Source organism: Caballeronia arationis, assembly GCF_001544975.2.
GTDB classification, from domain to species: domain Bacteria; phylum Pseudomonadota; class Gammaproteobacteria; order Burkholderiales; family Burkholderiaceae; genus Caballeronia; species Caballeronia arationis.
The window spans coordinates 1-5,828 of sequence record NZ_FCOG02000235.1 but is presented as its reverse complement, the minus strand read 5'-3'; the positions used below and the strand labels follow the sequence as shown (position 1 = coordinate 5,828).

The following is a 5,828-nucleotide window of genomic DNA, read 5'->3' as shown; positions in this document are numbered from 1 at the left end:
GGGTCGCGTGGAAAAGGCAGCTGGCGTGCTGTCTTTATATAGTGCCTTCGAGCAGGCCCAGCACTGCTGCGCGGCGCACCGCGTGCTTGCGTGAACTGGCGTCGAGTTTGCCGAACAGGTTCTTGAGGTGCCACTTCACAGTGCCCTCTCCGATCGCGCCTGCTCGCGCGATCTCCTTGTTCGTCAGATTGCGCGCGAGCAGTTCGAGAATCTCCCGCTCCTTGGGCGTCAGGACGACGCACGGCACCGCGCGAGGCCCGCCCGTTTCCTGCGGGCGCGGCCGTACGTTCGGCAAGGCGGCGGGCGCCCGCGCACCATCCTCGCTTTCGGCCGCGCTGCCTGCGCGTCGCGCCCAGTCCGCGAGAGCGGGATGCGCATCGAGCAGAGTGCGGCCCAGCCTGAAGGTCTGCGCGAGGTTCACCGCTTCGAGCAGCAGGGCGGTCGCATCGACGCCCGTCTGTTGCTGCGCAAACGCGCGCAAGCCCATGATCTCGATGCGATAGCGGCCCATCTTCATCGCGTCGGCCTGCTTGCCGGCGGCGTCGAGCGCATCGAGGGCCTGCTGCCAGTTTCGCGCGGCAATGGCGGCATCGGCGTGCGCAAGCGACTGCAGGAGCGCGACCGACTCGCGCCAGAGCGGCCCGCGACCCGCCTCGCGAGCCACGATGTCGTCGATGCGGCCCACCAGCGCCAGGCATGTCTCGGCACGGTAGCGGCCCGCGTGCATGCGCAGTTGCTCGGCGAGGCTCGCGATACACAAACGGGGTTGACGCCGGCTTACACCGAGCGCGTGCATCGCTTCCAGCATGTCGAGTGCACGATGCTCGCTGCCGCGCACCGCGGCAATACGCGCCGCCGTGCAATAGGCGAGCGTCACGGTTTCGGGCGTGGCGGCGCGTTCGAGCATGTCGAGGCGGTTGGCGAGCAACGCAGCGGCTTCATCCAGCCGGTCGTCCTCATACGCGATTGCCGCGCACGCTGCCGCGAACATGCAGGTGAGCGGATGCCGGCGCCCCAACTCGGCCTCGGCACTCGCGAGCGCGGGTTTCATCACCTCCTCGGCAAGAGGCATCTGGCCTTCCCACAGATAGGTCGAACCGGTGATGTGTTCGCCCCAGCGCAGCAGATAGCCGAGCCGCTGCACGCCTTCGCCATGCGGCACGCTTTGCTGCGCACGCCGCGCCTGCGCTGGCTCGCCGAGCAGCATGGCGCGCGCCGCGAGCCGGTTCGCATGAACCTGCGCCAGCCAGGATTTGCCATCGGGCGGCGACCCGGCCCACGGCTCGAAGAGCGCGACGAAGCGGTCGGGCTCGTCCGCGAAGTACGCGGCGGCGCTCAGGATCAGCGCACACTCGTAACGTAGTTCCTCGCCGACTGCCGGGCCGGCGAGAATGCGCTCGACCTGGCGCTGCGCCTCCTCGTGACGCTGCCCGACCGCCAGCGCCCACGCCGTGGCCAGCCGCAAGCGAGGACGCTGTTCCAGTTCCCCTTCCGGCAGCAGATCGAGCCAGTCGAGCACGACGCTCAGATGCCCTTGCCGCACCGCTTCGTGCAGACTGCGTTCGGCGAGGTCGTAGGCGGTCCCGTGCTGGCCAGCGGCATGCGCATGGCGCGCGGCTTCCTCGATCATCCCTTGTCCGACGAGCCATCTGGTGGCGCGCGCGTGCAGTTCCTCGCGGTCGGCGGCAGGCAGACGCGCGAGGCGCACCCGCAGCGCGTCGCGCACCACCGTATGCAGGCGGCACCACGCGTCGTCCTCCACGGTGATGAACACAGGCGTCTCGCTCACGAGGCGCGCGAGGCGCTCCGAAGCGTGCGGATCGCCGGTCAGCGCCTCGCACAACGCCGGGTGCAGCATGTCCACGGCGCTGATGCGGGTAAGAAAAGCGTCGTCGTCCGCAGAGAGATTGGCGATCAGGGCGCCCACGAGGTGTTCGCGCAAGCTGCCGGGGCCCGACGCGATCGTCTCGACCGCCTTGCGCGGGTCCGCGGCATGCGCCATCGCGGCAAGCGCGAGCTGCAATCCAAGCGGCCAGCCGTCGGTCACTTCGAAGAGCCGGGCGCAAGCGTCCGCATCGACGCGCTCGCCGAACCGGCCTCCGATCAGCGCGATCGTCTCGTCGAGGCGAAAGCGCAATGTATCCCGTCCGACGAGCGTGGCCTGGCCGTACGTCAGCAGATCGGCGAGCGGCGCCTCGAGGCCGCGTCTTGCCGCCACCACGACGCGCAGGTTCTGCGGCGCATTGCGAAGGACGTAAGCGAGCATCTCGGTGCCGGCGGCGGGCAGCCGCTCGGCCTCGTCGACGATCAGTACGACGTCCAGCGACAGCACGGCGATCTCGGCGAGCCAGCCCGTCGCGCCATCCAGTTCGCCCACCGATGCGATGGCGCTGTCGAGCAGCAGGCCACCGAACGTGGGCCGCGCGCATCCGGTCCTCACCGCCTGAACGAGCGCGCGCAGGAGCCGCTCGGGGTCGTCGCGCTCGTCGGCCAGGAGCCACGCCACGGCGATCCCGCGCGCCAGGTATTCGCGCCGCCACTGCGCGAGCAGCGAGGTTTTCCCATAGCCCGCCGGCGCCTGCACGAGCGTGACCTGGCGATCGTGGTAGTCCGCGGCTTCCGCGCTCAGCCGTGCCCGCGCGACGAGGTTCAGCGGTGCGCGCGGCGCTATGGTCTTCAGGACGAGTTCGGTCGTCGAGGGTTGGGAGTCGCTTGAGATGGATGCCATCAGGAATGGTCGGTCGGAATGCATCGGCGACCTGAAACGGCCGCTTCTGTCGCGCATCAGGTCCACAGCATGGTTCGAATCACCGGGAGGCGTCAAGCCCCTCCCTCCGGGAGAGGGTCGCGCAAAGCATCCGTCCACTACGATGCAGATGAGTTCACGCACACGCCAATCCAGCGCAAAACGCCATGTACCAACATTTACTCGTCCCTGTCGAGGACACCGACGCCAGCATCGAAGCCGTCGGTCAAGCGACGGAATTTGCGCAGGCCATCGGCGCACGCGTCACGTTTCTGCACGTGTCGTCCGCCGTGCTCCTGGAGCCGGCCGATGAGCACGCAGGCGAGCTGCTGGCGAGAGCCGAAGCCGGCGCCCGCGCCCAAGGCGTGCCCTGCGCGTCCATCGTCGCCCGCGCCGAGCAGGCATGCGATCCCGTCGTGGCACAAGCACGCAGGCACGGCTGCGACCTGATCTTCACGGCCGCATCCCGGCCGGTGCCGGCCGCGCCGGTCTCCGGCGCACACGAGGCGTCGAGGCCCGCCACGCTGACGTGCGGGACGGACCGCCGCCCTGTGGTGTCAGCCTCGGTCGGCGTGCTTCTTGGCGCGCACCGTGCGCTCACCGAAGCCTTGCACGAATGGCTCGACACGATCCGCACCGAGCGCGAACGCGGCGGCATCCCGCAGGCCCGGACGCTGCGCGAGATGGTCGACAGGCTGCACGGCCTTGCGGCACGAGGCTTCCGGGCGAAGGCGAAGGAGTCACTGTTCAGGCGCCTGCGCAAACGCACTTCGGTGGTCAACGCCGAACTCGACGAACTCGAACGCCTGCATCACCGCGACGAAGAACTGCTTCACAACCTGACCAGAATGATCGGACGAAACTCGCACGCCGCCTCGACGGCCGGCGAACTCGAACAGGCACTGAGCGCCTACGTGCGATTCGTTTCGGAATGGATGGGCCGCGAACAGGGCGTGATCCTGCCGGCCGCACGGCGCTACCTGAGCTACGCCGACTGGACCGAGATCAACGACGAATTCCATTGCGCAGCGCCCGCTGACCGGGCCGCGAGCACCCGCTACACAATCAGCGAGCCCGACGGCTCGCACGCATGACTGGAGAGAGACACATGGCATACGCAATCCGCTTTCACGAAACAGGCGGTCCCGAGGTTCTGAAGTGGGAAGAGGTCGCGGTCGGCACGCCCGGCCCCGGGCAGGTACGGCTGCGTCATGAGGCCGTGGGCCTGAACTTCGCCGACACCTACTTCCGCTCTGGCCTCTATCCGGTTCCCCTGCCCGCCGGCATGGGCGTGGAAGCAGCGGGCGTGGTCGAGGCCGTCGGAGCGGACGTCGATCAACTGCGTGTGGGCGATCGCGTGACCTATACGGGCTTCGTCAATACGCTCGGCGCCTACAGCACCGAACGGCTCGTGCCCGCAGCCGCCCTCATCCGGCTGCCGAATGAAATCGAATGCGCCACTGCCGCCGCGATGACCATGCGCGGCCTGACCGCGTCCTACCTGATGCGCCGCATCCATGCGTTCAAGCCGGGCGATTCGATCCTGCTGCATGCCGCAGCCGGCGGCGTCGGGCTGATCGTGTCGCAGTGGGCGCGTCTGCTGGGAATCAAGGTGATCGGCACGGTGTCGAGCGAAGCCAAGGCCGAGGTCGCGCGCGCCCACGGCTGCGAGCACGTCATCGACTACAGCCACGAAGATGTCGCCAGGCGCGTGCGTGAACTCACGGATGGCACCGGCGTGAACGTGGTGTTCGACAGCGTGGGGAAGGACACCTTCGAAGCGTCGCTCGACTCGCTCGCGCGCCGTGGCCTGATGGTCTGCGTCGGAACCGCGTCCGGTCCGATTCCGCCGTTCAATCCGCAGTTGCTCGCGATGAAGGGCTCGCTCTATCTGACCCGCCCCGCCCTCGCCGACTACATCGCCGATCCGGCCGAGAAGAACGCGCTTGCGAGCGAGCTCTTCGGGCACGTCGCGGCTGGCCGTATCAAGATCGAGATCAACCAGCGCTATGCGCTGCCCGATGCCGCACAGGCGCATCGCGACCTCGAATCGCGCCGGACCACCGGCTCATCCATTTTCGTCGTGTAAGGAGACCCATGATGCGCGTCGAACAACTCACCTGCGCAATCGGTGCAGAACTCACCGGCCTCAGCATCGCCGATGCGGTGCACGACGACGGCCTCTTCGCCGAGATCCGCGCCACCCTGCTCAAGCATCGCGTGCTGTTCCTGCGCGATCAGGACATCACGCGTGCCGAGCACGTCGCCTTCGCCCGCCGCTTCGGCGAACTGGAAGACCATCCGGTCGCCGGCAGCGATCCGGAGCATCCGGGCCTGGTGCGGATCTACAAGAATCCCGAGCAGCCCAACGACCGCTACGAGAACGCGTGGCACACCGACGCCACCTGGCGCGAGGCGCCGCCGTTCGGCTGCGTGCTGCGTTGCGTCGAGTGTCCTCCGGTCGGTGGCGACACCGTCTGGGCCAACATGGTGCTGGCCTATCAGAACCTGCCCGAGCACATCAAGACCCAGATCGCCGACCTGCGCGCCCGCCACAGCATCGAAGCGAGCTTCGGCGCCGCGATGCCGATCGAGAAGCGCCACGCACTGAAAGCCCAGTTTCCGGATGCGGAACACCCGGTGGTGCGCACGCACCCCGAGACGGGAGAGAAGACGCTGTTCGTGAACGCCTTCACGACCCACTTCACGAACTATCACACGCCGGGGCGCGTGCGTTTCGGCCAGGACGCGAATCCGGGCGCCAGCCACCTGCTCAACTATCTGGTCAGCCAGGCGTGCATCCCCGAGTACCAGGTCCGCTGGCGCTGGAAGCCGAACAGCATCGCGATCTGGGACAACCGCAGCACGCAGCACTACGCGGTCATGGATTACCCGCCGTGCCATCGCAAGATGGAGCGAGCCGGAATCGTCGGCGACGTGCCTTACTGATCTGGCGCCTCGAACGCCGCACACGTTACATCGAACCTAATTAAGCCGGAGCAACACATGCAATTCCTCGACGATTCCCTGCACCCCGAGAACCAGGACAAAGTGGTCATCACGGTCGCGCCGTACGGCCCCG

General features: G+C 67.8%; 4 protein-coding genes. 3 read left to right on the top strand and 1 reads right to left on the bottom strand.

Annotated elements, in window-relative coordinates:
* Positions 1-34: 34 nt before the first annotated feature.
* Positions 35-2,728: a helix-turn-helix transcriptional regulator gene (locus AWB81_RS39880; RefSeq protein ID WP_062643823.1), complete on the bottom strand. Its 2,694-nt coding sequence runs from the start codon at positions 2,726-2,728 to the stop codon at positions 35-37.
* Between the two features lie 185 nt (positions 2,729-2,913).
* Here AWB81_RS39880 and AWB81_RS39875 point away from each other — a divergent pair, with 185 nt between their 5' ends.
* The 3 genes from AWB81_RS39875 to AWB81_RS39865 are packed head-to-tail and all read left to right on the top strand — an operon-like array spanning position 2,914 to position 5,695.
* A complete protein-coding gene (locus AWB81_RS39875) occupies positions 2,914-3,840 on the top strand; it encodes a universal stress protein (RefSeq protein WP_062643821.1) in 927 nt (308 codons plus the stop codon).
* Between the two features lie 14 nt (positions 3,841-3,854).
* Complete coding sequence (locus tag AWB81_RS39870) at positions 3,855-4,835, top strand: quinone oxidoreductase family protein (protein WP_062643818.1); 981 nt, start codon at positions 3,855-3,857, stop codon at positions 4,833-4,835.
* Between the two features lie 11 nt (positions 4,836-4,846).
* On the top strand, positions 4,847-5,695 hold the full coding sequence (locus tag AWB81_RS39865) for a TauD/TfdA dioxygenase family protein (protein WP_062643816.1): 849 nt from the start codon (positions 4,847-4,849) through the stop codon (positions 5,693-5,695).
* Positions 5,696-5,828 lie beyond the last annotated feature (133 nt).